This is a genomic window from Cytophagaceae bacterium (genome assembly GCA_016722655.1).
In the GTDB taxonomy this organism is placed as follows: domain Bacteria; phylum Bacteroidota; class Bacteroidia; order Cytophagales; family Spirosomataceae; genus Leadbetterella.
Genome location: JADKIR010000004.1, coordinates 1,101,733 through 1,124,659, shown reverse-complemented (window position 1 = coordinate 1,124,659; position 22,927 = coordinate 1,101,733). Strand labels below are relative to the sequence as shown.

Below are 22,927 nucleotides of genomic sequence, written 5' to 3'. Positions count from 1 at the left end.
AATAATCCTATTTTTTCAATCACAAGCTTTTCGCTTCTTCCCAAAAAACATCCATCTCAGCGAGCGTCATCTCTGATAATTTCTTTCCTGATGCAGAGGCCTTGGTTTCAAGATATTGAAATCTTTTTATAAACTTTTTATTGGTTCTTTCCAGAGCGGTTTCAGGATTTATGTCTATAAATCTGGCATAGTTTACCAGCGAAAACAATACATCTCCAAATTCTGCCTCGGCCTTTTCATTATCGATTGTTTCCTGTGTTTCGGCATTAAAATGCTCCTTAAATTCCTGCATTTCTTCCTCCACTTTTGCCCAGACCTGACTTTTTTCCTCCCAATCAAAACCTACGCCTCTTGCTTTTTCTTGTATTCGCATGGCTTTGACCAAGGCAGGAAGTGATTTTGGAACACCGCCAAGTACCGATTTATTGCCCTCTTTGAGCTTAAGCTGTTCCCAGTTTTTTTTCACATCTTCCTCATTATTTACCACGGTATCGCCATAGATGTGAGGATGCCGGTGAATCAGTTTTTCGCAGATTCCATTGAGCACACTTACAATGTCAAAATCATCGGTTTCAGAGCCTATTTTTGCATAAAAAACCAGATGGAGCATCAAATCGCCCACTTCTTTCTTTATTTCCTTCAGGTCATTTTCAATAATTGCATCAGACAACTCATAGGTTTCCTCAATGGTAAGATGTCGTAAAGTTTCAAATGTCTGTTTTCTATCCCAAGGACACTTTTCGCGGAGATCATCCATAATGTCAAGCAAGCGGTTAAATGCCAGCAAAGCATCTGTTCTTGAATCTGAAATGGGCAAAGGTAGTATTACTGACATATCATTGAGGTTTCCATCTGATGGCACAACCAACAGGCTTGGTTTGACTTACTATTATGGGTTTGTTATCTAAAAGACTATTTACGGCATCGTCAAGATATGTGGAAGAGATTCCGGCTGCATCCTGTGGATTGTCGTCTATGGCTCCCGAATATTTCAAAAAATATTTATTTCCTGTTTTTTGAATCACAAAAACCTGTGGAAGCCGGGTTACTCCGAAAGCCCTGGCCATCGCTTGTTTTTCATCTCTGAGTATAGGGAAAACCCAGCCTTTCTCCTTTGCCCGGGCCGAAATATTCTCCTGATTGTCTTCCTGATAAGCTTCAGGATCATTTGGATTGATTAATATCATTGGATAGGACTGTGAAGTAAAACGCCTTTCTGTAGCCACCAGTCTGTCTTCATAACTTTTCGAAAAAGGACAATAATTACTTGTAAAAACCAAAATAAAGCCCTTTGCTGATGGAAATGAACTCAGGGAATATAGTTTTCCATTGATATTTCTTAATGAAAAATCCTTTATCTCATCTCCTACTTTGTAGGTCTGTGCTTTTGAAGTTTTACCCAAAAAGAAAACAAAAAATATCAAAATGAAAATTTTTAATGCTATTCCTTTCGGACGGTTTAATACTTTTATCATAATATTTTTCTCGAAATACGCTCCAAACGGCAAAAAATTGCTGGTTTCAGAAAGGTATTTTTTTCAAAATTAATATAAATGGAAAGATTTGTTAGATTTGGAAACTTAATATTTGACAAATGAAAGCTTTGGTTTGCCACCAGTATGGAAAAATCAATGAAAATCTAAGCTTGGATGAGATTCCGGTACCAGTCATTTCTCCGGAACAAATTTTGATTAAAGTTTCTGCATGTGGAATTAATTTCCCTGATTTATTGATGATTGAAGACAAATATCAGGTAAAACCCGGCTTGCCATTTATTCCCGGTGGAGAAGTTTCGGGGGTTGTGGTGGAAGTTGGGTCTGAAGTAAAGAATTTTTTACCGGGTCAAAGGGTAGTTGCCTTATGTGGCTGGGGAGGATTTGCTGAATATCTTGTTGTAAACAGGGACAGAGTTTTTGAGATTCCAGACGAAATGAATTTTAAGGACGCCGCTGCAATCGCTTATAATTATTCTACAGCCTTTTATGCACTTAATCAAAGGGGCAATCTGAAAGGTGGGGAATCTATTCTGATATTAGGGGCAGCCGGTGGAGTCGGTTTGGCGGCAGTTAATCTGGCTAAAGTCATGGGTGCCAAAGTAATTGCTGCAGCCTCCAATTTTGAGAAGCTCGAAATTTGCAAAAAACAAGGTGCCGATTTTGTAATAAATTATTCTTCGGACAATCTTAGAGAAAAAATCAATGAATATACAGGAAACAAAGGCGTTGATTTGGTTTTTGATGTAGTTGGTGGTGAAATTGCTGAAAAGGCCTTTAGAAGTCTTGGTTGGCAAGGCCGATATTTGGTGGTGGGTTTTGCAAGCGGAATCATTCCGGTTATGCCATTCAATTTGCCACTACTGAAAGGAGCATCGCTGGTAGGTGTAATTTGGAGCAATTTTTCCAAAAAAGAGCCGGAAGAGAATAGGAAAAACTTCTCACAGATATTAGATTGGTTTCAAAAAGGGAAAATAAAACCGCAAATTTTCAAAGAATACTCGCTGCTAAATGCGATTTCAGGATTAGAAGATTTGCAAAACCGGAAAGTTATCGGGAAAGCGGTAGTAATAATAGATCAAGAATAATCACGTTAGCATTCCTATTTTTTTGTTAACAATAACCTCCAGACTATGTTTTCAATTTTGTGATCTTTGATATATCCACTTTCAAGAAGCAATTTTCCTTTATATTTCTCATTTTCGCTTCTGAATATCAAAGAATCTTGTGGAGCCTGCTCATATTTTTTTTGAGTGATTTTCGAAAGGTCAAAACTCAGAATTTCCTTATCATTTTCACTAATTTTTAAAGTGTTATCCTTATTTTTTGCCAAAAATTTAGAACCATTTACAGTTAATTCTGAATATAAATGGTAGGAATCGAGCATCAGGTCGGCATTTTCGAGGCTTATATAATCATTATTTTTAGCATCAACATAATATGAAGATACCGATACCTCATTTTGTGGCCATTTTGTCAAAGCATAAAAAGCATTTTTACGGCCAATCATTGATTTTTCAGTTGAAATCTTTTTAAAGTCCACATCTGAAAACCAATCTTTAAGCTTTTCAGGCTGATTTTGAGTAAGATAATCTACCGAAGCATAAACTTTGTCAATCTCTTTTTCTGAAAGTTTCTTAAAATCTACATTTGTAGGTTTCCCATCCTTTAAAAATTCGTGAGATTCCAAAACTTTCGTTAAACGGTTTTTTTGATTTAATCCCGCACTATGAGAGGCATTAAATGGAGCATAGACCGTAAATATTCCTATAATTATCAAGGAGAGTGGGATGTAAAGAATATTGTCTTTTTTGGAGAGAACAAAATAAAGACTTATCCCTAGCAACCAGAAAGTCAATGTTGCCACATAATAGCGGGGTACTGTTACACCATATTGAGAAATTCTGACATAAATCGAAACGGCCATCAATATCACCAATGGGAGTAAGGTGATGTAATAGTAACGGGTGAAATTCCTAACCCAATTGTTGGAATCTTTGAGTGGATAAATCAGTAAAAAAGCCAGAATTCCAAACACAGCACTTGCCAGCACCATTATGCTCACGTAGCCTTTGGGTAGCGACCACATTCCCAGAATTTTTCCGGCATAGGCCAGCAATATTAATAGGTACACTGCCACCAAAGGAAGCAATACGTATTGTGTAAAATATTTTAAAGCCAGCGGAAAACTACTTTCTTTGTCAATTTCTGTCAGAGCGGGGATCTTAGAAAGAAAAATAAGGGTGTTTACGGTTCCGATGCAAAATACCCAAATATATCCAATCCAGTGTTCCGAAAAATTCAATTCGAAAAGTTCTTTTACCCCTAAAAATGCCAATGTAAGACCAATGGCAAGCGTAACCGAATACAGCAAAGAAATAAAAATTCCAAGGAAAAGGTTTTTGTTGTATTGCCAGAATGCAGGTATGTTTTTTTCTAATAAATAAGGTGCAACTGCAGCCATCAGATGTGCCGTTATGAGCAGAACAAAATATTTGATTACAAATATTTGATTTTCAAAAAGAGCCTCATTTTTTGTGGAAAAATAGTAAAACCCTAAAATATAAACCAGGCATAAGCCAACCACAAGAAACCGGGGAAGGCGTTTTCTTTCTTCAAAAATTTCGGCACTGAAAGTTAAAGGGATAGCTAAAATCAAAGACAATGCGATTCTAAGCAGACCGTCTTCATTTGGACCGTCGCTTTGTTTGACCATCATTATGAATACCCCTGTGGCTGCAACCGCCACCAAAATAGTGACTGGAAATCGTGAAACCGATTTACGGAAAGAATTGACAAGATTTAAAACCGATTCCTGAGAAAATAATTTAGCCATTTGAGATTTTTTTTACAATTTAAGGCAAATTTCAAAATATAAAAATGAGGAAAATTAATCTTTGGATTATTCTTTTTTTGATAACTGGTATTTTTTCTTGTAAAAACGCAAAAATTTCAGCTCCGGAACCAGTTTATCCGATTCCAACCCAACAACAGTTAGACTGGCATAAGCTGGAAACTTACGCTTTCATTCATTTCACTACAAATACATTTACCGGGAAAGAATGGGGCTTTGGTGATGAAAGTCCGGAAATATTTAATCCTTCGGAACTAGATGCAGAACAATGGGTAAAAACCATAAAAGATGCCGGATTGAAAGCGGTTATTCTTACCTGCAAGCATCATGATGGCTTTGTTTTGTGGCCAAGTAAATATACCCCACATTCAGTAGCTGCCAGTCCTTACAAAAATGGGAAGGGGGATATCGTAAAAGAAGTTTCAGAAGCTTGTAAAAAATATGGATTGAAGTTTGGAATTTACCTCTCACCATGGGATCGGAACCGTGGTGACTATGGAACACCTTCCTACGTGGATTACTACAGAATGCAATTACAGGAATTGTTTGAAAATTACGGGCCTGTATTTGAGATGTGGTTTGATGGAGCCAATGGCGGGGATGGTTTTTATGGAGGTAAAAATGAAAAAAGAAAAATCGATGGGAAAACTTTTTATGATTGGCCAAAAACCATCGAATTAGTGAGAGGCCTTGAGCCCAACATTCTCTTTTTCAGTGATGCAGGTCCCGATATCCGCTGGGTTGGAAACGAAAGGGGTGTAGCCGGAAGCACAAATTGGAACAATATAAGCCGTGATACGCTTTACGCTGGTAAATCTGGAATTGAAAAACTACTGAACACTGGCAATGAGTCAGGGGCAAACTGGGTACCTGCCGAGGTAGATGTAAGTATAAGACCCGGTTGGTTTTACCATAAAGAGGAAGACGAAAAAGTAAAAACTCCTGAACAGCTTTTTGATATTTATCTTACTTCTGTGGGGCGGGGTTCTAACCTGTTGCTCAATATTCCACCCGATCGTCGGGGACTCATTCATGAAAACGACGTTAATGCTCTTTTAGGATGGAGAAAACTGCTTAATGAAAGATTTTCAAAAAATCTGGCTCAAAATGCTGTAGTAAATACAAGTTCGAATTTTAGCAAAAAACTTCTTCCAAGTCATTTGACAGATGGAAATACCGATAGCTATTGGGCTGCCAAAAAAGGAAGTCAAAGTGTCGATATCACGATAAAATTATCCGGAAAGTATTTGGTTTCGTATGTTGAGATCCAGGAGAATATAGCCTTGGGTCAAAGAGTAAAGACATTTGATGTGGAGTTATCCGAAAATAATCAGTGGGTAAAAAAAGCAGAAGGGACAACCATAGGTTATAAACGAATTTTGAAAATTACACCTACAGAAACTGATAAAATCAGAATTACGATAAAAGATTCAAAGGCTGAGCCGGTTTTGAATGAGATCAAAGTTTGGTAATTTTATTTTACGGAAACATATATTCTCATTTCTACTCGTCGGTTAAGTTCCTGATTGCCTGATGAAATTGGCCTTTCCGAACCGAGTCCATAAGCCCTGATTCGTGTGGATTTGATGCCTTTTTTTACCAGGTAATCTTTACACATTTCGGCCCTTTTCTTTGATAACTCCATGTTTTGTGCTTTTGAGCCTTCAGATGAGGTGTGCCCGGTGAGCTCGATTCTGGCCCTGGGATTTTCAAGCAAAAAATCATAAACGATGTCAAGTTCATTCATTCCTGCCGGGCTGAGAACAAACTTGGTTTGCTTAAATTTTATATTTTCCAACACTATGCTTTTGCCCTCTTCAATCACTTGGCCGTCATATTCCACTTCTTCAGGCAGGAAAACAGGGTTTTCAGGTTTCAGATTTTTGATGGTTTCATTTCTTTTTATGGGTATCGAAACCACCCCCGATACGGAATTTATGAAGAAATTGATGGTGTTTTCTGACAAATAACGATTATTTTGATAAAACGAGAATTTCTCTGTAAAAAAAACCTGAGGTGAAACGTCAAGAACCACCCCAAGTTTTAAATGATTATCCAATAGCTCCACTTTTTTGTAAAAACCCAGAGAAAACTTGGCTTTAATTTCATTTGACCAAACCAGTTCTTGTTTGAGTCCGGTTCCCGAAACAAAATCTGTATCATCAGAATCCCCGATAAGGCTTTTTTTCTCGGCGTAATTATAAATATTTGGGATAAAATGTGTTTTGAAGAAAAATTCGGTTTGGGGTGTTTCATACCAAAATCCAAGACCTGTGCTGAAATATTTATAGTCAAAATAATAGCCCACTATTTCATAATTTTTGACATTGTACGGCATCGAAGTTTTGTAATACAGCAAATGAGAATTTCTTGCCAAATCAAAACTGATATTGAATTTTTCACTGATTGGGTATTTGAAGTCTAGGCCATAAGTGTTGGTTGATCTTATTAAGCCATCTTTGAGTTTTCCTGTAACTATTCCAGGCTGCCATTCATTGGTCAATCGCTCACTCCCAACCACCTGATTTCTGCCGGGGATCGAAATTCCGTAACCCAGATAAGGATTCACAGTAATATTTTTAATAGAAAATTGAGAAAAGGCCTGGTTTGTGATGAATAAAATAATGATTGATAAATTTTTCATATTGGGGATTAAACTTTCTGAACAAATAAGTATCCAATAAAAATAATATCGGTTTTTTAAATTAGCTATGAATTAAGACTGATTTTATTTGAAATAGTCAAAGTTTTTCAGAAAATATATAGCCACATTTCCATTCAATTTTTTTAGAATGAAAGAAAGAAAATTATGAAATCGTTTATTTACCTGGCCATAGTTTTGTCTGCCAATACTTGTTTTAACCGTAAAGATGAACCGATTGAGAAGAAATTTAGGTTTGAAAAACAAATTATGGTTGGCAATCTAACCCGCACTTATACGGTTGTTTTACCTGAAAATTTCTATGAGGAAAAGGATTTTCCGGTTGTTTTTGGCCTGCATGGAGGTGGCGGAAGCGGCTCGCAATTTGAAAACCATTACAATTTTTCACCACTTGCTTTGAAAAGAGGGTATGTTGTGGTTTACCCTGACGGCGTTCAATCCGATGGCATTCTCAGGGTCAGAACCTGGAATGGTGGTACTTGCTGTGACTATGCTATGGAAAAGCAAATTGATGATGTGGGATTTTTCAGTGCACTTATCGACCAGGTGGTCAAAGATTACAAAGTAAACCCCCGAAAAGTATATTTCACAGGGATGTCAAATGGGGCAATTATGAGTTACCGACTCGCATGTGAATTATCAGGCAAAATTACCGCCATTGCGGCAGTGAGTGGCCCCTTGAGTGTAATTGGGGATTGTAAGGCCACCAGACCCGTTCCTGTAATGCATTTACATTCGGTAAAAGACGAAAATGTACCACATCTTGGGGGCATTGGCATCAATGGAATCACTTTTGCACCGGTTATGAGTGGACTGAACACCTTTGCCAATCTGAACGGCTGTAATAAAACCCCGAATATTTTGGTTGATGATCAAAAATATAAGCTTACGGTCTGGAACAATTGCCGAAACTCCTCTGAAATAGTATATTATCTAACCCGTGACGGCGGGCACTCCTGGCCTGGGGCTGAGTGGGTCCGACAAGCAGCCGATGAGCCTTCTCATGTAATTGATGCAAATAGCCTGATTCTTGATTTTTTTGAGAAATTTTAAATTTTCATATTTTTTCAAAACTCAAATTCGTTTTATAAAAAAATTGAATTTAAATGCTTAGAAAGGGTTTGTTTTTAATATTATTTCTGGCATTTATTGCCTGCGAAAAAACGGCCACTACACCGGAAAAAACCCTGTTGGGAGAATGGGTTTATGCAGGGACATTTGATAGCCGGCAATCCTACAAATGTTATGTATGTGAAGGATTTGAACCTTCAGCTTCAATTTATTCAATAAATTTTCTGACAGAAAGTAATTATTCCGGAAGAGTTAATCTGTTATTAATAAAAGGTGAATACGTGCTTTCTGACATCAAAAACACTGAAAAGGGTTTTACGGCAGGTTTTGAAAATATTAATATGGAAATTTTGAATAAACCTTACGAAACTGAAGCCGACAGTAAAGTCAAAACATTTTTAGAAACCGCCAATAAGGTCGAAATAAAAACTAAATCCACTGATCAAAGCGGGGATATTCTAATTCTGAGCTCCGACGATTTTGAATTTTTGGTTTTTGCCAGAAAATAGATATTTACTCCGCCCACATTCCTTTTTTATTTTTTTTAGCCTCTATTTCGAGTTTGGCATAAAAGCTTGATTTCGAATATTTTTTAAAATGAATCGCAAGGCCATTTTTAACCAGCTCCTGATTCAGGATTTTTCCATCAGGCAGTACCACCTCACCAATTAGCCTTCCATATCGGTCATATTCAAAGTTATGAATCACCTTGACAGTTTTCTTAAAGCATGCTTTGGAGGTAAAATCTTTGGCTTTTTGATAATACGGAAATCCTCTTTCGGGACAATCAACATGTGCCAACCTGATTCTAAGGTTTTTCCCAAGTCTGGTTTTGGTTTTAGGATTGGTACCCACCATTCTCAATTCAATCGTATCACCATCCATTATTCCCACAACTGTTGACTCCAGGTTGGTTTGCAAAAACATTAAAATATTGAAAATGAGCAGGTATAGCATATTTTGTTAATGGTTTAATGCAAATTTAAAGAAATCAACTCAATGTTAAGAAAAAATTATTTTTTCAAAAATCATTAAAATATTTTGCAAAAATGAACACCGTTCATTTTATTTGTGGTGTTTATAAAATGGTACCATTAAATAAAAATGAGCGTAGCAGACAGAAAGGAAAGGGAAAAAGAAGAAATGAAAGCCAGGATACTGGATGCAGCCAAAAAGCTGTTTCTTGAAAATGGCTTTGAGAAAACCAGTATCAGGAATATTGCAGAAGAAATCGAATATAGCCCCGGCACCATATATCTATATTTTAAGGATAAAAATGACTTGTTGTTTGCCCTTCATCAACAGGCATTTGGAGGCTTGATGGAATCATTCATGAATGTAGCCACTGTTGAAGATCCTTTTGAAAGACTCATAGCCCTTGGGCATCAATATTTAAAGTTTGCATTCGAAAATCCGGAAATGTATGAACTGATGTTTTTGCTCATTGCTCCTATGGAAGCCCTTGAATGCTGCAATGAAGTATGGGAAGACGGTCGAAGATCCTACGATCTACTCAAAATAATAGTAACCGAATGTCAACAGGCCGGTTATTTTGCAGGAAAAGACATCGATGATCTTTCACTTATCATTTGGAGTGCAGTACATGGGTTAGCTTCAATTCATTTACGTCGCCGTACAATGATTTTCTCTGAAGAAGAACGGCTACCAAGACTTTACAGAGCTTTTGATTTATTAACTCCCATGCTAAAAAATCTATGAAAACATACCAGATTATCCTCCTGACTGATTCTTTTATAATATTGATGGTTTCGTTGATACATTTTTATTGGGGAATGGGAGGCCAATGGGGTGTCAAAGCAGTGATACCCACCAAACGAAACACCACAAGAGCGTTTGACCCGCCTCAATCACTTACATTTTTGGTGGCTCTGGCTTTTTTAATAATGTCTCTTATACTATTTGTTTTTGCCAATAATTGGGCAGATGGGTTTTTGCAAAAAATTCTAAAATACCTTTCCTATGCTATTGGATTGGTGTTTTTTGCCAGAAGCATAGGCGATTTCAAATTTTTCGGTTTTTTCCGGAAATATAATAATACCCTGTTTTCTTACTGGGATTCGTGGTTATTTACTCCCCTAACCTTAATAGTGGGTCTGAGTATTATGTTGGGCATTTGGTTTAGATAAAAAATCTTTTTTTCACAAAAGAATTTAGAACATGAAAAATATACTGATTATTAACGGTCATCCCAATCCAGCAAGCTATTGTATGGCTCTAGGTGAAAGTTATAAAAATGGGGCATTGATTGGCGGTGCCAATGTAGAAGAAGTGATTTTGAACAAAATGCAATTTGATCCAATTTTGAGATATGGTTATTCAAAAAGAATGGATCTTGAACCCGACCTGATGGATGCATGGGAAAAAATAAAAAAGGCGGATCACCTGGTCATAATTTTTCCGATGTGGTGGGGCAACATGCCGGCATTGCTCAAAGGTTTTTTTGACCGTTTGTTTTTACCGGGAATGGCTTTCAGTTACCGTGAAAATTCGGTTTGGTGGGATAAACTGCTCAAAGGGCGTTCAGGAAGGCTCATTATTACGATGGATCAGCCTCCATTTTACCATTATCTGGTCAACTGGGCTCCGGTAATCCGGTCATTAAAAAAGATGGTTTTGGAATTTTGTGGTGTTTCACCGGTGAGTACGACTTCAATAGGCCCAATTAGAAATTCTACAGAAGAGTATCGTAAAAAATATCTTGAAAAGGTTTTTGAATTAGGCAAAAAAATGAAATAAATGAAAACGATTTTAAAACTCGAAGAACTCGCCGAATTTATTCTGGGATTATTCTTTTTTAGTGTTTTACACTACAATTGGTGGTGGTTTCCGGTGCTATTATTTGTGCCAGACTTGTCAATGATCGGGTATTTGGTTAACCCCAAATTAGGTGCTGTAGTATATAATTTTTTCCATCACAAGGCTTTGGCAATTTTGAGCATCATTTTTGGTTATGTATTGATAAACAATCCACTCAGTCTTGCCGGTGCGATTCTGCTTTCTCATTCTGCCATGGACAGGGTTTTCGGATTTGGATTAAAATACCCAGATAGTTTTAAAAATACACATTTAGGAAAATTAAAATAAAAACATTTTATGCTAAAAGATTTTATTGGAAAAGAAGCCAAAGACAGCAGCCCATCGCCATTTGGCAGGTGGTTAAACGGGAAACTCATATCAGCTGAGCAGGGAAAACTGGTGGCTGAGTTTGTGGTTCGTGATGAAATGACCAATCCTGCCGGAATAATGCATGGAGGTGCTATAGCTGCCATCATCGACGAGATCATCGGGATGACCACTTTTTCTTTAGGCAAAAAAGGCTTTTATGTGGCGGTTAATCTCAATGTGGATTTTTTAAGACCGGGAAAAAAGGGAGAAACGATCAGAGCGGAGACCGAAATCGTAAGAGACGGGAAATCAATGGCTCATGCCGAATGCCGGATATTTAACCAGGAAGGTAAACTTATGGCCAAAGCGGCATCAAATCTGGCCATAGTAAATTTCTGATAGTTTATGAAAAAGCTTATTCTTCCAATTTTATTTATTTCGTTTTTTGGAAAAGCCGGGGCTCAGTCGGCCATTTTGGATAACTACATCAAGGCAGGAATCGAAAGCAATTCATCTTTAAGGCAGCAAGATCTGGAATTACAAAAGGCACTAAAATCAATTGATCTGGCTAAAAGTAATCTTTTTCCCAAAATTGCTTTCAATCCAAATTATACCCTTGCTGCTGGTGGTCGCAGACTGGAATTTCCTATCGGTGATCTATTAAATCCGGTGTATTCTACATTGAATGCCCTTACTAAAACCAATAATTTTCCGCAGGTAGAAAACGTAAGCGAGCTGTTGGCACCGCATAATTTTCATGACACCCGTATCACTTTCCAAATGCCGGTTTTCAATGCTGATATTCGCAACAATATAGCCTTGCAAAAACAGATTTTGACCACCGAGCAGTCAAAAAAGAAATTTCTGATGTTTGAATTAAAATCAAACATCGAAGCCGCTTATTATCAGTATTTACAAGCCACCGAGGCTTTGGAGATATTCGAAAATTCTATTGTTGTCAGGAAAGAATTTGTGGATTTAAACGAAAAATTGGTTAAAAATCAGGTTGCACTGAAAGATGCCGTTCTTTCGGCCCAATACGAACTTTCCAAACTGGAACAGCAATATCTTGAAGCACAGAAAAACAGGGAATTGGCAAGATCATATTTTAATTTTTTACTTAATAAAGATTTGAATGCCGAAATATTAATCGATTCTACCATTATTAAGTCTCTACCGGCAGTCGGCATAATCGAATTTTATCAAAACTGGGCTCAAGGAAATAGACCCGAGTTTGACCAGATAAATTCTGGCAAACTGGTGAATCTGGCAGTTTTGCATCTTCAGCAAAAAAACGAAAAGCTTCCGCAGGTGTTTTTAGGCGGAAACACAGGTTTTCAGGGGTATGGATATAAATTTAACAATCAGGCCTACCTCATTGCCCAAATTGGCCTTAATTGGGATCTTTTTCATGGTTATGAAAAGAAACATAAAATTGCCCAGACCAAAATCGAAGGAAATATTTTGGATGAAAAACAAAAACAGGTCAGGCAAATGATTGAATTGCAGGTAAAGCAAAAATATCTGGAAACAGAAACTGCCCAGAGTAATCTGAAACCTGTAGAGGAGGCGATTCAAAAAACTGAAAAAATACTGGAACTCACCGAAAGCAGATATAAAAACGGGAATGCTTTGGTAATTGAAGTTAACACGGCACAAAACGAAGTTTTGATTGCCAGACTAACCGCTTCCATCGCCCGATACGCTCTTTGGACGAAATATGCAGACTTGAAAAAAGCCAGCGGCATTTAAATATTTACGAAAAATTTATTTTCATGAAAAAACTAAAAATCTTAATTCTGTTACCTGTTTTTTTTGTTGCATGTAAATCAGAAAATAAAGCAGAAAACTCCAACACGGAGCAATTGAATACCGTAAGAGTCGCTACACTCGAAACCAGAAGTATTTCTGACGACATCGTCGCCTCCGGCATTCTGAGCTCGAAGTCTGAACTTAAACTGGCCTTCAAAACAGGCGGGATGATTAAGCGAATGTATGTTAATGAAGGACAGCAAGTGTCAGCCGGTCAACTTTTGGCCGAGTTAGAAATGGTGGAAATTGACGCTCAGGTCAATCAGGCCAAAATAGGTTTGCAAAAAGCCCAGCGTGATTATGACAGGGTGAAAAATCTGCTCAACGATCAGGCGGCTACCCAAACACAGTTTCAGGATGTAACCAGTGCTCTCGAAGCTGCCCAACAACAGGTGACGGCCGCACAATTTAATCAGAAACTATCCAAAATATTCGCCCCGGCTGCAGGAAGGATTTTGAGAAAAATCTCGGATCAGGGAGAATTAATCACCCCTTTTGCTCCAGCCTTGATTTTAGGTACCGGTTCTTCGGCATATATTGTAGAATTGGGATTGACCGATAAAGACATTGTGAAAATCAAAACCGGAAATAAAGCCACAGTCGAACTGGATGCCTATCCCGGAGAAAAATTTTACGCCACTGTAAGCCAGATAGCTCAAACTGTAAATCCCGCTTCTGGTACATTTGAAGTTCAGCTTACGCTATCATCCACTAATAAAAAACTTATTTCGGGTTTTGTGGCAAAAGGGATAATTCATGCTGGAATTGGCACCAGTGGCTTGGTTTTACCAGTATCGGCAGTAGTTGAATCTGACGGTCCAAAGGCTGTAGTATATCTCTATGATGCCCAAACTCAAACCGTCAGTCGAAAAGAAGTGATTATCGGGAAAATAGGAAATGATTTTATTGAATTAAAATCGGGCATTTCACCAAATGACCAGGTTGTAGTTCAGGGAGGCGGTTTTCTGAGCGATGGCGAAAAAGTAAAAATGGTGAAATAGTTGGGTCTGAAATTCAATGCAATAATAAAACCTGTTGAAAAATGAAATTAACCGAATTTTCAGTAAAAAACCACCAGTTTACCATAGTTGTTTTTCTGATGATCATGGCATTAGGTATCAACTCACTTTTGACTATGCCCAAGTCAGAAGATCCGGTGCTGAAGGCAACTTTTAACTCTATCGTAGTAGTGTATCCGGGTACAAGTCCCGAGGACATGGAAAACCTGATAGTAAATCCAATAGAAGAAAAAATGAGTGCCATTGCAGATATCAAAAAAATGATATCCTATTCCAACGATGGAGTGGCCTCAGTAATCATTGAATTTGAGCATAATGTTGATGAAGATGAGAAAAACAACGAAGTTTTAAGAGAGCTCAATGGTTTGAGAAATAAGCTTCCTCAGGATATTTTTTCAATTGATGTATTCAAATATACACCTGAAACTGTAAATATAGTACAGGCAGCATTTTTATCTGAAACAGCCTCATATTCAGAATTAAAAGAGCATGCCGAAGATCTGAAAAAGAAGCTTTTGAAAATCAAAGACCTAAAAGAAGTACAGATTCATGCCGCACCAAACCGACTTCTGAGAATAGCATTGAACACCGACAAGCTGGCTCAATTCCGAATTCCTATTTCCAGAATTATGCAGATTTTGCAATCTGAAAATTTAAATATTCCCGCGGGTTCCATCGAAATTGGGGACAGGAAAATTAACGTAAAAACCTCAGGATCTTATGATTCAGTAACCGAAATCGAAAACACTGTAATTAATACTTCGGGAACGCAAACGCTACATCTTAAAGATATAGCAGATGTTTATTTTGATTATGAAGATGACAGCTATTTGGCCAGATTAAATGGTAAAAGGGGTATATTTATTACGGCTTCTCAGAAAAAAAACACCAATATATTTGAAGTAAACAATCAGTTAAACCCAATTATTGATGATTTTGTAAAAAAACTACCTGCTCATATCGTATTTGAAAAGAGTTTTGATCAGGCCAAAAGCGTTTCGAAACGCCTCATGGGCTTGGCCAGAGATTTTGGAATCGCAATTTTGCTTGTATTAATTACGCTGATTCCACTTGGTTTCAGGGCAGCTTTTATTGTGATGATTTCAATTCCTCTCTCCCTGGCTATTGGCTTGGCTGGTTTAGATTTTTTGGGATTCGGAATCAATCAACTATCAGTTGTTGGGCTAGTTATATCTCTTGGTTTATTGGTTGATGACTCCATTGTAGTGGTGGAAAATATCGCCAGGTATTTACGGATGGGCCATAGCCGGAAAGAAGCCGCAATACAAGCAACCAAGCAAATCAGTCTGGCGGTTTTGGGCTGTACGGCCACCTTAATATTTGCCTTTTTGCCTTTGACCCAGCTTCCTGAGTCTCCGGGAGACTTTATACGAAGTCTCCCTATGGCGGTTATTACCACTGTTTTAGCTTCTTTGTTCGTTTCAATGACCATCGTACCATTTATGGCTTCACTCATTATGCCCAAAGAAGAGCATGAGGAGGGCAATATGTTTTTGCAATATCTTAATAAAGCCATTGACGGTAGCTACAAGATAGTATTGAGTTGGTCTTTGTCTAATCCATACAAAACTTTGATAATTGCCTTTGCATTGTTTTTGGGAAGTCTTGCTTTAATACCTGTAATAGGTGTAAGTGTTTTTCCAAAATCAGAGAAACCCATGTTTTTGATAAATATCGAAACTCCGCTGGGTACTTCACTTAATACTACCGACAAAGCAGTAAGATTTGTAGAAAATGCTTTGAAACAAGATAGTTTGGTCAAAAACTATTCATCTAATATTGGAAAAGACAACCCCAGAATTTACTATAATATTTTGCCCAAAGGGGGTGCTCAAAGTAATATTGCCCAAATTTTTGTGCAACTTCATGATGGTACCGAAGTGCCCGATCGCACGGAACTAATTGACCGTTTGCGGTTGAAATTTGAAAACTACCCCGGAGCAAAAATCCGGGCCATAGAGTTTGAGCAGGGTGCTCCGGTTGAGGCTCCTCTGGCGGTCAGGATTTTTGGGGAAAATCTTGACTCACTTAAGAATATTTCTGCAAAAGTTGAGAATCTTTACAAATCAACCCAAGGCACCATGTATGTCAATAACCCAATTGCATCTTCGAAAACTGATTTTAGGGTGAAAATCAACAAAGACAAAGCCGGGATGTATGGTATTGCCACTGCAGAAATCGACCGACTTGTTAGATTGGCTATTTCAGGCCTTTCAGTTGGTACATATCAGGACAAAAACGGAGACGATTATGAAATAAATATTACGTTACCACGGGGGAAAAAAGTAGGAATGGATGTTTTTGAAAAGATTTTTATTCCTACGGCTTTGGGCTCCCAAATTCCACTGTCACAACTGGCCACAGTTGAGTTTGAGGCATCACCTAACCGCATTCAGCATTATGACCAGGAAAGGTACACCAGCGTAACGGCATTTATAGCCAATGGTTTTCTCACACCTGATGTACAGGATAGATTTAAAGAAAAACTGAGTAAATATAAATTGCCGGAAGGCTATCATATAGAATTTGCAGGTGAGGAAGAACAGAAAAAAGAAACCTTCGGCGGATTAGGAACAATAATTCTTATTACCATTTTTGGTATTTTGGCAATTTTGATATTGGAATTCAAAACATTCAAAAGCTCATTTATTGTGCTTTCAGTTATTCCATTGGGAGTAATTGGTGGGGTAAGTATTTTGTTTCTTTCGGGCAATTCCCTTTCATTCACAGCTATTGTAGGATTGATCGCCTTGGCTGGAATCGAGGTCAAAAACTCAATTTTGCTGGTTGATTATACCAATTATTTGAGGAAAGAAGAAGGTCTCACTGTAAATCAAGCCATAGAAAAAGCCGGAAAAACGAGGTTTATTCCAATTGTATTGACTACGATGACCGCCATCGGAGGACTTATACCTTTGGTATTGGAGCATTCGCCCTTGTATTCACCTCTTGCATTGGTTATTATAGGAGGATTGCTCTCATCATTGATTTTAACCAGAATTGTAACTCCGGTGATGTATAAACTTTTACCTCCTGGTGTGGATTGATTTTAAAACCTGTATTGTACCCGACAAGATAAAGTATTGTCTTTAATATCAGATTTTGAACTTTCTTTAGATGTAAATTCATTTTTGGGCATATCATAATAAAATACCACTTTTAGGTTTTCATTTACATATCTGATATATCCTAATCCAAGCGTGTTGTACTTTATTTCGGCATCGTTAAACTCAGTGGTTATCTCTTTTCCTGATAGTTTGGTGTTAGGGTCATACCAGTCATATTTTAAGATTATCTGGTTTTTTGTAGAGACAATATTTTGAAGGAAATAAAAATAAGCACCATTGAAATTTCTGACATAAAACGGAGTTGCTACTCCATTTAAAACGGGTAATGATGTAGGTGTCTCTGTGGAGGAAACCAAGCCTGGTTGCAGTCCCTTCATATATTCGGCACGTAGCTCGGTAAACATTTTATTTTTGTTCGGAATTTTTAGCTGAATATCGGCACCTTTGTATATTCTGGGTGCAATAGCATCAGAAGTGTTCAGAGTAAATTTTCCATTTTCATTAATTCTGTATTCCTGACCGGATGGATTAGCGATTTTTCCAAACAACCCTGATACGCTTGCGGAAAGTATCATTTTATGGATTTTTACATTCCTCAATACCAATCGACTTATCAAATCTTTATGGCTATCAAAATCGGCAGATGCAGCAAGTCCTTGTCCATTAAAAAGTCCAATGTCGTATTTAATATGATTCCTCCAGTCTTTTTGGCCTTTCGGTTCAAAAGAAATCATGGCACCCAGGTCTCTTTCGGTTTTCATCAATAGTTGTGACATTCGGCCCCTTTCCAACGATTCCCGGTCTGATGAACTTAAGTTTACTTCAAATCCCATTGGGCGGGCAAACATTCCTGTTACTATCGAGAAATAATTGAGTTTGTTTTCATAAATTCTTCCCCAGAAATCTCGTATAAAAAATCCCCTTTCTGTACCATCAAACTGAAAAACAAAGTTGAGTTTTGGCATATTTTCGGCGGAAAATCTGGCATAATCTATACGAAATCGACCACGACGAAGCATAAATCTGTTATCGACTTGAGTACCAAAATCTCCTCCGTTAAAACTTTTGATTCCCTTTTCCTGGGCAATTTGAAATTGAGGCTGTATATAACCTGAAAAGCCAACATATTCGAGCTTTTTATAAGTGTTTAGGATTTTTTTTAGATGGGTGGTGTCTACACTAAGAAGTGAACCGCTTTCCTGACCAAAAGTAAATATGGATACACAAAGCATGGTAGCCATGCTTAAAATTATTTTTCTAAATTTCATATTGGTAAATGTTTTTCAGGTCTTATAACCTGATTTTTTTAAATTTTTTCGGGTGAATTCAAAGCTCTCCGAAAAAATTTCCGCAAGTTGGGATTTTTGTTTTATGTGTGATAAATTCTAATGTTATGAAATTGTTAAGTTTCTGATTCTTTGCTCATAAAAAGGTCCTCGGACTCGTTTGGCGAAACCTTCAATACTCCGGCCAATACCAAAAGTATCAGTGTTCGGCTGGCATTTTTCTTTGAGATATTTGCAATTTCGGAAAAACCTGAAACTGTGATTTCTTTATTTTTCTCTAAAAAACTCATCAATACCCTTTCTTTTTCTCCGTATTCAAATCTAAAACTCCGGTCTTTTGACTGCCCTTTCAGAATTTCTCTTACCTCTTTAGAAGCCTGGATGGACTTATCTTCATTTCTGACAAAAATCTTCTTTTCTTCTGTATCAGTTTGATAAAAGAGTGGCTTTTCGGTACTTTCTTTTATATCAAAAACTACAATTTCCCGCTCATTATCCAGCTTGATTCGCTCAATGTCATATTCAGGGCTGGGAGAGATATGTTTCCTAATACTTTTTTCAATGAGATACTCGTCTTCATCAGGATATTTGAGACCTTTGAGCATCAAATCATCAGAGATTCCCAAAAGCAATTTTCCACCACCCGAATTTGCAAAGGCAGCAATTTCTTTTGCTATTTTTTCGGGGTGGTTGGTTTTTAATTTGAATTCCAAATTGTAACCTTCACCTTTTTTTACGAGTGATTTCAGGTCTTTAAGTTCCATATTCTAAAAATAAGGAAGTATGTTGAAAAGTTTCATTATCATCTATAATTTGCGGATTTCGGTCAAACTTTTTTGGTAAAAAAAAACACCCCAAAAACTGGAGTGTTTTCAATGAATAAAATTTTTCCCGGCGATATATTAATATTCGTCTTCGTTGAAAAAGAAATCTTCTTTTGTTGGATAATCCGGCCAGATCTCCTCGATATTTTCATAAGGTTGGCCATCGTCCTCCAGTTCAGACAAGTTTTCGATTACCTCGTTTGGAGCTCCTGACCTTATTGAAAAATCGATCAATTCGTCTTTAGTTGCTGGCCAGGGTGCATCCTCCAAATAAGATACAAGTTCTAGTGTCCAATACATAGTTTCACCCGTTTTAGTTAAACATCCTTTTTTAAATTGGCTGCAAAAGTAAAAAAACTTTGTGAGTTTAACGATTTTAGTAAAAAAAAATGTGATATTTTGTGGAAAATTTTTCAAAATCGGGTTAAATACTTGATTTTTAGTCCATTAATCATTCTGTTTTTTACAAAATAATGTCAAAGAAACTCCTCGAAATATGTTGTTATTCGGTTCAATCCGGCAAAAATGCTTTTTATGGGGGTGCTGATAGAATCGAGCTTTGTGGAGGCAGACCCGAAGGAGGCACCACACCTTCTTATGGTATGGCCAGGGCACTGATTGAGGAAGTTGATATCCCGGTTTTTTTAATGATCCGGCCCCGGGGAGGTGATTTTTGTTATTCAGAGTCTGAAATAAAAACTATGCTTCTCGATATTGAGCAATTCAGAAATCTAAACCCTGGTGGATTTGTTTTTGGTGGCCTTACACCTGCGGGCGATATCGATATAAATACCATAAAAATGCTTAAGGATGCAGCCGGGAGTTTTCCTGTCACTTTTCACAGGGCATATGACATGTGCAAAAATCCGGAAATAGCTCTGGAACAACTGATTGATTTGGGGATAAATAATCTTCTAACTTCCGGACAAAGAGATAAAGCTTTTGACGGAATAGAAAATTTGAAAAAGTATAAAGAAATTGTAGGAAATCGGCTTCAGATTATGGCAGGAAGTGGGGTTAATCCCGATAATATCCCTGAAATTAATAAATCGGGGGTAGATGCTTTTCATTTTTCGGCAAGCAAAATTTTTGAAGGCAAAATGGTTTACAGAAATCCTAATGTAAAAATGGGAGACCAAAATGCCAATGAGTATTTGTTGCAGGAAGCCGACCTGGGACTAATAAAAGCCGCCAAAAGTGTTATTGAAAAACTAGATAAAATGTAACAGTGTGGGTTCTGATTTTATCAACCAACCTTAAATAACTATCCGCGGGAACGCCAGGTTCTTTCATGTTTTTTAATCCATGAGAAAAATGTACTTCAGGCGTTACTTTGAAATATTCCCTGAAGATTTCCAGACCCATTCCATAATCCAAAGTTAGGTCTGAGGATTTGGTATAAAGTGCACTGTTGGTAAATGCTTTACCTCTTTTATTGATGATATTGGTTTCAAAACCATATTTTAAACCTCCAAAAAAGAACATCCGGCTGTTGTTTCGCCTTTCTGATTTGTATTTCAACAACATTGGAATCTCAAACCAGGCCTTATCCTGCTGAGTTGATGAAATCGAATCTGACTCCAGAATTTTTCTATTAAATATTGAAATTGACAAGGGAGAAAACCTGAAATCGAAATAATCATTGAGGTGAACATTAATGACTCCTCCAGCTTTGATGCCGGTTGTACTGGGCGAAGTAATAGATTTTACCTTGCCACTGTTGGACGCCGATAACATAGTGCTGTTAAACTTGAAAAGGTAATGCGTAGTGGCAACACCCAAAAAATACCCGAAATGCACTTTTTTTGCATCATAATCAGGCTGAAACTGGACATCGTTTTGTGAATATCCAATTACAGTGATAAAAAACAAAAGTGTCGATATCAGGGTTTTTTTCCTATGTAAACTGAGCATATGCCAAAGGTTAGGGGTGTAGCCGAAGTTTCGGTGTAGCCCGCTTTCTCAAATATTTCCAGAAATTTATTGCCATCAGGGAATGCTTTTACTGACTCAGGCAAATAGGTATAAGCCGAGCTGTCATTTGAAAAAAGCCTCCCGATTACAGGCAAAATTTTAGTAGAGTAAAACCAATATAAATGTTTAAATGGAAATCCTTTTGGGTTCGAAAACTCTATAACCAAACAAGTACCGCCTGATTTGGTAACCCGGCACATATCTGTGAGACCTTTGAGCAGGTTTTCGAAATTCCTTACGCCAAATGAAACGATAACCGTGTCAAAAGTATTGTCATCAAAGCCCAGTTTTTCACTGTCGCCCAGCTGCATGTCGATTTTATCTGCGAGTCCTAGCTTTTGCATTTTCTCCCTGCCTACTTTCAACATACCTTCAGAAATATCAACCCCGATTATTTTCTTAGGTTTAAGCGTTTTCCAGGCTTCAACTGCAAGGTCACCGGTACCCGTAGCGATATCAAGAACCAAATCGTTTTTACGGTCTTTAATCTTATTCAGAGCTTTTTTTCTCCAGTAAAAATCCACACCACCGCTGAGCAGGTGATTCAGGAAATCGTATTTGTGCGAAACGTTGTCAAACATTTCGGCTATCTGCTCTTTTTTACTGCTGTCGCTTTCTTTGTAGGGAACTACACTCATATTCCTTCTTTTAGTAATCCGTCGTTAATTTTTTTTGCTATGGCCATACCTTCATATATAAACCCACTGTAAACCTGCACCAAACTGGCTCCGGCTTCCAGTTTTTCTTTTGCGTCTTTGGCATTATAAATTCCACCAACACCTATTATCACAAACTTTCCTTCTCCTTTTTTGTTCAGATACCTAATCACTTCAGTTGACCTTTGTGTTAATGGTTTTCCAGAAAGTCCCCCGGCTCCAATATTGTCCACTACAGATTTATCAGTGTTTAATCCTTCTCTCGATAAGGTGGTATTTGTTGCTATTACTCCGTCAATACCTGATTCAAGTACAATATCCACTATATCATCAAGTTGGGAGTCAGTAAGATCAGGAGCAATTTTGAGCAAAATAGGTTTCCGGGCTACCTGATTTTCAGCCTGCAAAGCTACTAAAATTTTCTTAAGTGGTTCTTTTTCCTGTAGTTCCCTCAGGCCAGGTGTATTGGGCGATGAAACATTGACTACAAAATAATCAACCCAGTCTTTAAGGCCATTAAAGGTCAGCAGATAATCATTGAGAGCATCGGCGTTGTCAGTTATTTTGTTTTTGCCGATATTCCCGCCAACAATTATGTCAGAGTTTCTTTTTTTTAGATTTTTTACTGCCTCTTCAATTCCCAAATTATTAAACCCCATTCGGTTTATCAGTGCCAGGTCTTTTTTAAGTCTGAAAAGCCTTGGTTTTGGATTACCATCCTGAGGTTTTGGAGTGATAGTACCTATTTCTATAAATCCAAAGCCCAGACAATCCAACTCATCAATCCATTGGGCATTTTTGTCAAATCCTGCAGCTAGTCCTATCGGGTTTTTGAATGAAAGACCCATTACCTTTTTGGCAAGTTGTGGATTACTTACATCAAGTGATGATTTTAAGATATATTTTGTTCCCGGAATTTTCAGAAGCAATCGCAGTGAATTCATTGCGAAATAGTGAATCTTCTCAGGGTCAAATTGAGAGAGTACCGGGAAAATCAGGTTTTTGTAAAGATCCAATTTGAAATTGATGTCTAATGGTCAACAAAATTACTCTACAAACTG

24 protein-coding genes are annotated in these 22,927 nt (G+C 37.5%); 13 read left to right on the top strand and 11 right to left on the bottom strand.

Going from position 1 to position 22,927, the window contains the following annotated elements:
• Window positions 1-19: 19 nt before the first annotated feature.
• Together mazG and IPP61_05425 are read right to left on the bottom strand one after the other, a co-directional pair.
• Window positions 20-835, bottom strand: a complete 816-nt coding sequence (gene mazG, locus IPP61_05430; GenBank protein MBL0324611.1) for a nucleoside triphosphate pyrophosphohydrolase — start codon at window positions 833-835, stop codon at window positions 20-22.
• A 1-nt stretch (window position 836) separates the two neighbouring features.
• The gene (locus IPP61_05425) at window positions 837-1,475 is read right to left on the bottom strand and encodes a thioredoxin family protein (protein MBL0324610.1); all 639 of its coding nucleotides are present in this window, start codon (window positions 1,473-1,475) and stop codon (window positions 837-839) included.
• A gap of 119 nt (window positions 1,476-1,594) precedes the next feature.
• Between IPP61_05425 and IPP61_05420 the strand changes: the two genes are divergently transcribed.
• Window positions 1,595-2,581, top strand: a complete 987-nt coding sequence (locus IPP61_05420; GenBank protein ID MBL0324609.1) for an NADPH:quinone oxidoreductase family protein — start codon at window positions 1,595-1,597, stop codon at window positions 2,579-2,581.
• A 14-nt stretch (window positions 2,582-2,595) separates the two neighbouring features.
• On the opposite strand, the gene IPP61_05415 is transcribed toward IPP61_05420, so the two are convergent.
• Window positions 2,596-4,329 (bottom strand): DUF4153 domain-containing protein, encoded by a 1,734-nt coding sequence (locus IPP61_05415; protein MBL0324608.1) that lies wholly within the window; start codon window positions 4,327-4,329, stop codon window positions 2,596-2,598.
• Between the two features lie 44 nt (window positions 4,330-4,373).
• Here IPP61_05415 and IPP61_05410 point away from each other — a divergent pair, with 44 nt between their 5' ends.
• Window positions 4,374-5,819: an alpha-L-fucosidase gene (locus IPP61_05410; GenBank protein ID MBL0324607.1), complete on the top strand. Its 1,446-nt coding sequence runs from the start codon at window positions 4,374-4,376 to the stop codon at window positions 5,817-5,819.
• A 2-nt stretch (window positions 5,820-5,821) separates the two neighbouring features.
• On the opposite strand, the gene IPP61_05405 is transcribed toward IPP61_05410, so the two are convergent.
• Entirely contained in the window at window positions 5,822-6,991 is a 1,170-nt protein-coding gene (locus IPP61_05405; protein ID MBL0324606.1) for an OmpA family protein, read from the bottom strand.
• Between the two features lie 165 nt (window positions 6,992-7,156).
• Here IPP61_05405 and IPP61_05400 point away from each other — a divergent pair, with 165 nt between their 5' ends.
• Both IPP61_05400 and IPP61_05395 read left to right on the top strand, forming a co-directional pair.
• Window positions 7,157-8,062: a phospholipase gene (locus IPP61_05400; protein MBL0324605.1), complete on the top strand. Its 906-nt coding sequence runs from the start codon at window positions 7,157-7,159 to the stop codon at window positions 8,060-8,062.
• 53 nt (window positions 8,063-8,115) lie between these two features.
• A complete protein-coding gene (locus IPP61_05395) occupies window positions 8,116-8,589 on the top strand; it encodes a hypothetical protein (GenBank protein ID MBL0324604.1) in 474 nt (157 codons plus the stop codon).
• Between the two features lie 4 nt (window positions 8,590-8,593).
• Here IPP61_05395 and IPP61_05390 read toward each other — a convergent pair whose 3' ends face one another.
• Window positions 8,594-9,037 (bottom strand): thermonuclease family protein, encoded by a 444-nt coding sequence (locus tag IPP61_05390; protein MBL0324603.1) that lies wholly within the window; start codon window positions 9,035-9,037, stop codon window positions 8,594-8,596.
• 147 nt (window positions 9,038-9,184) lie between these two features.
• Here IPP61_05390 and IPP61_05385 point away from each other — a divergent pair, with 147 nt between their 5' ends.
• The 8 genes from IPP61_05385 to IPP61_05350 are packed head-to-tail and all read left to right on the top strand — an operon-like array spanning window position 9,185 to window position 17,105.
• A complete protein-coding gene (locus tag IPP61_05385) occupies window positions 9,185-9,799 on the top strand; it encodes a TetR/AcrR family transcriptional regulator (GenBank protein ID MBL0324602.1) in 615 nt (204 codons plus the stop codon).
• Complete coding sequence (locus tag IPP61_05380) at window positions 9,796-10,227, top strand: DUF3995 domain-containing protein (protein MBL0324601.1); 432 nt, start codon at window positions 9,796-9,798, stop codon at window positions 10,225-10,227. The genes IPP61_05385 and IPP61_05380 overlap by 4 nt, the downstream gene beginning before the upstream one ends.
• A 31-nt stretch (window positions 10,228-10,258) precedes the next feature.
• The gene (locus IPP61_05375; GenBank protein MBL0324600.1) at window positions 10,259-10,837 is read left to right on the top strand and encodes an NAD(P)H-dependent oxidoreductase; all 579 of its coding nucleotides are present in this window, start codon (window positions 10,259-10,261) and stop codon (window positions 10,835-10,837) included.
• Window positions 10,838-11,185: a DUF4260 domain-containing protein gene (locus tag IPP61_05370; GenBank protein ID MBL0324599.1), complete on the top strand. Its 348-nt coding sequence runs from the start codon at window positions 10,838-10,840 to the stop codon at window positions 11,183-11,185.
• Between the two features lie 9 nt (window positions 11,186-11,194).
• On the top strand, window positions 11,195-11,605 hold the full coding sequence (locus tag IPP61_05365; protein ID MBL0324598.1) for a PaaI family thioesterase: 411 nt from the start codon (window positions 11,195-11,197) through the stop codon (window positions 11,603-11,605).
• A gap of 6 nt (window positions 11,606-11,611) precedes the next feature.
• Window positions 11,612-12,958, top strand: a complete 1,347-nt coding sequence (locus tag IPP61_05360) for a TolC family protein (protein MBL0324597.1) — start codon at window positions 11,612-11,614, stop codon at window positions 12,956-12,958.
• Between the two features lie 23 nt (window positions 12,959-12,981).
• Entirely contained in the window at window positions 12,982-14,019 is a 1,038-nt protein-coding gene (locus tag IPP61_05355; GenBank protein MBL0324596.1) for an efflux RND transporter periplasmic adaptor subunit, read from the top strand.
• A gap of 41 nt (window positions 14,020-14,060) precedes the next feature.
• Window positions 14,061-17,105: an efflux RND transporter permease subunit gene (locus IPP61_05350; GenBank protein MBL0324595.1), complete on the top strand. Its 3,045-nt coding sequence runs from the start codon at window positions 14,061-14,063 to the stop codon at window positions 17,103-17,105.
• Window positions 17,106-17,107: 2 nt separating this feature from the next.
• On the opposite strand, the gene IPP61_05345 is transcribed toward IPP61_05350, so the two are convergent.
• From IPP61_05345 to IPP61_05335, 3 genes are all read right to left on the bottom strand, one after another.
• On the bottom strand, window positions 17,108-18,358 hold the full coding sequence (locus IPP61_05345; protein MBL0324594.1) for a porin: 1,251 nt from the start codon (window positions 18,356-18,358) through the stop codon (window positions 17,108-17,110).
• A gap of 170 nt (window positions 18,359-18,528) precedes the next feature.
• Complete coding sequence (locus IPP61_05340; protein ID MBL0324593.1) at window positions 18,529-19,176, bottom strand: ATP-binding protein; 648 nt, start codon at window positions 19,174-19,176, stop codon at window positions 18,529-18,531.
• 138 nt (window positions 19,177-19,314) lie between these two features.
• Window positions 19,315-19,536 carry a DUF2795 domain-containing protein gene (locus tag IPP61_05335; protein MBL0324592.1) on the bottom strand — a complete coding sequence of 74 codons (222 nt, stop codon included), beginning with the start codon at window positions 19,534-19,536 and terminating at the stop codon, window positions 19,315-19,317.
• 173 nt (window positions 19,537-19,709) lie between these two features.
• Between IPP61_05335 and IPP61_05330 the strand changes: the two genes are divergently transcribed.
• On the top strand, window positions 19,710-20,462 hold the full coding sequence (locus IPP61_05330; protein MBL0324591.1) for a copper homeostasis protein CutC: 753 nt from the start codon (window positions 19,710-19,712) through the stop codon (window positions 20,460-20,462).
• Here IPP61_05330 and IPP61_05325 read toward each other — a convergent pair.
• Genes IPP61_05325 through IPP61_05315 form a run of 3 tightly spaced genes read right to left on the bottom strand, consistent with a single transcriptional unit; the run spans window position 20,437 to window position 22,882 of the window.
• The gene (locus IPP61_05325; GenBank protein ID MBL0324590.1) at window positions 20,437-21,150 is read right to left on the bottom strand and encodes a PorT family protein; all 714 of its coding nucleotides are present in this window, start codon (window positions 21,148-21,150) and stop codon (window positions 20,437-20,439) included. The two genes, IPP61_05330 and IPP61_05325, sit on opposite strands and share 26 nt — an antisense overlap.
• Window positions 21,120-21,848, bottom strand: coding sequence for a bifunctional demethylmenaquinone methyltransferase/2-methoxy-6-polyprenyl-1,4-benzoquinol methylase UbiE (ubiE, locus tag IPP61_05320; GenBank protein ID MBL0324589.1), 729 nt, complete (start codon window positions 21,846-21,848; stop codon window positions 21,120-21,122). Before ubiE ends, IPP61_05325 begins: the two co-directional genes overlap by 31 nt.
• Window positions 21,845-22,882 (bottom strand): quinone-dependent dihydroorotate dehydrogenase, encoded by a 1,038-nt coding sequence (locus tag IPP61_05315; protein MBL0324588.1) that lies wholly within the window; start codon window positions 22,880-22,882, stop codon window positions 21,845-21,847. Before IPP61_05315 ends, ubiE begins: the two co-directional genes overlap by 4 nt.
• Between the last annotated feature and the right edge of the window lie 45 nt (window positions 22,883-22,927).